The sequence below is a fragment of the Klebsiella sp. CN_Kp066 genome, assembly GCF_040065135.1.
Taxonomy (GTDB): Bacteria; Pseudomonadota; Gammaproteobacteria; order Enterobacterales; family Enterobacteriaceae; genus Klebsiella; species Klebsiella oxytoca.
Map to the genome: position 1 here is coordinate 1 of NZ_JBEAIU010000013.1, position 1,394 is coordinate 1,394.

At 57.6% G+C, this 1,394-nt stretch carries 1 protein-coding gene; it reads right to left on the reverse strand.

Going from position 1 to position 1,394, the window contains the following annotated elements; genetic code table 11:
- Positions 1-280 precede the first annotated feature (280 nt).
- Complete coding sequence (locus ABLV75_RS02835; RefSeq protein ID WP_053064371.1) at positions 281-1,303, reverse strand: IS110 family transposase; 1,023 nt, start codon at positions 1,301-1,303, stop codon at positions 281-283.
- Between the last annotated feature and the right edge of the window lie 91 nt (positions 1,304-1,394).

The window sequence follows — 1,394 nt, forward strand, 5'->3', positions numbered from 1 at the left end:
CCGTATATGGACACCTCCCGTTATGCAAGCCATCTCTGCATTTTGTGTAACGGGGTAAGTTGCGTTCGTATATCCGGCCTCTCTTACGATACCGTCGTATCCGGGCCATGATGTTATCTGCGCATCTGTTTCCATTCGGGCTAGCGGCTTTGCTTATCAGGGAGCCTTCGGCCAGGCCGGAGTGACTGATGCTGGTCTTACCTGTTACTCATCTCGCTTCTCTGGCTGCAACCTTACGGCAGGTTATTGCTCTTTTAACGCATGGGATACAGGTCACCGGTTAACCGGTGACCTGTATCCCATGGTAATCCTCTTCACGACTCAGCAGCGCCCATGCTATACGGGCATTCTTGTTCGCCAGCGCCACCGTCGCGATGTTCCGGTTTCGTCTCTCCGACACCCCCTGCAACCACTGGCTGCGCCTGTCAGTTTTATTCTGACACGCATTCAGCACTGCCCGCGCTCCATGGATTAGCAGCGTCCGCACGTAGCGGTCCCCCCGCTTGCTGATATGGCCCAGTCGCGCCTTTCCTCCGCTTGAGTGCTGCCGCGGAACCAGCCCCAGATAAGCCGCCATTTCCCGGCCGCTCCTGAACTGTCTGCCATCACCCACTGCAGCCACCAGGGCACTGGCCACCACCGGACCCATCCCCTCTATCGCCAGCAGTCTTTTTATCCGGATATCATCCCGTGCTGACTGCTGAAGCCGCCTGTCGTGGCGGGCGACACGCTCATCCAGTCCCTGCAGCTCTTCTGACAGTTCGCACAGCAGACGAATAAAACACTCATCCCACTGCACCTGCTGCGACACTATCTCCGGTAGCGCCTTACGCAGTTGCGCTATTCCCGCTGGCAACACCACACCGAACTCCCCCAGCAGACCCCGTATCTCATTGCTCAGGGCTGTCCGGGCACGGATGAGTCTGGCCCGGACGCGGTGCTCCGCCTGCAGCGTCTGCTGCCTTTCCGTTCTGATCGCCACGAAGCGCATCCCGGGGCGGCTGACAGCCTCGCAGATAGCTTCGGCATCGTTGGCATCATTCTTCTGGCCTTTAAGATAAGGCTTAACCAGCCGGGGCTGGATAATGCGTACGGTATGCCCCATACGGGTCAGCTCCCGGGCCCAGTAGTGGGCAGAGCCACAGGCTTCAATACCGATAAGGCACGGTGAGAGTTGGGTGAAAAAGGCCGCCATGCGGTCACGGCGCAGGGTTTTACGAAGGACAACATGCTCACGGTGATCCACGGCATGTATCTGGAAGACATTTTTTGCCAGGTCGAGACCAATACGTTTAATATTCATGATGGACACCTCCTCCAGTTAACTGTAGGTACACCTCAGTCTGGCACTTTGATGCCGTAAGGGGGAGGTGTCCATCACATCGGGCTACGGG

Excerpts from the sequence above, each read along its gene's own strand:
- ABLV75_RS02835 (WP_053064371.1), bottom strand. The coding sequence starts at position 1,303 with ATGAATATTAAACGTATTGGTCTCGACCTGGCAAAAAATGTCTTCCAG.